We start from the raw sequence: 804 nt of genomic DNA, 5'->3' as shown, positions 1-804 counted from the left end.
AGTTAAATTCAGGTTGATTTACATGGTAATAAACGTGTTATGCCAGCGTTATACGAATAAAGGGGTAATTTTAAGTATGAATAAGAAAGTTGAGTGGGGAAAAGAAATAGTACAAGCTGGTAATGAAATTGCTCAATTAGCTCAAGATGTAGGTATTCCAGGAATTAGTCTTATTGGAAAATTTGCTGAAACTTTTTATGGGAGACATCTCCAAAAACGTTTTGAGGATTTTTGTTCAACGGCTGAAATTGATCTGGAGTTCATTGAATTAGTTTCAGATAACGAAGATTATTCAAATTGTTTATATGCAGCATTAGAAACAGTCCGTCAAACGAACTCAAAAATTGGAGTTAAAGCATTGGCGCTAATCTATAAAGACCATTGGAATAATACAGATTTTCTAATTCCAGCAGCTCGGTCTTTTGCACAAATCAGTGACTCAACGCTTAATGCATTTATTGAATTTTACGAAAGTTTGGATGATGATAAAGACTATCTTGAACTTAAGGTTATAACCGACGGTAATCAATGTTTTCATTCAAAATATAACGATGCTGTAGAGCTTATTCACCGAAATTTTTTCGTTCAAAGTACCTATGCATCAACGGTGGCAAATGGACCAATGAGAGGTATGAAATGGACTCATACAGATTCATATTATGATTATTGCGTACTAGCAAAGCAATTCGTATAACAAATGCATCAACACGATTTGCTACATTCGGCATTCTAGGTTTCTTTGAGTTTACCGTGTTAAGTGGTAAATTTGAGCTTAATCTGCATGGTAGCAAACGTGTTATGCAG

1 protein-coding gene is annotated in these 804 nt (G+C 34.5%); it reads left to right on the top strand.

Annotation, left to right across the window (positions count from 1 at the left end; all coding sequences use genetic code 11):
* Positions 1–694 (top strand): hypothetical protein (locus tag PVK70_RS18765; protein ID WP_274441714.1); only part of this gene is annotated, 694 nt, incomplete at its 5' end.
* Positions 695–804: the final 110 nt, after the last annotated feature.

Source organism: Aliivibrio sp. A6, from assembly GCF_028765505.1.
Classification (GTDB): domain Bacteria; phylum Pseudomonadota; class Gammaproteobacteria; order Enterobacterales; family Vibrionaceae; genus Aliivibrio; species Aliivibrio finisterrensis_A.
Note: the sequence above shows the minus strand (reverse complement) of the source record. Positions and strands in the feature narration are given on the sequence as shown.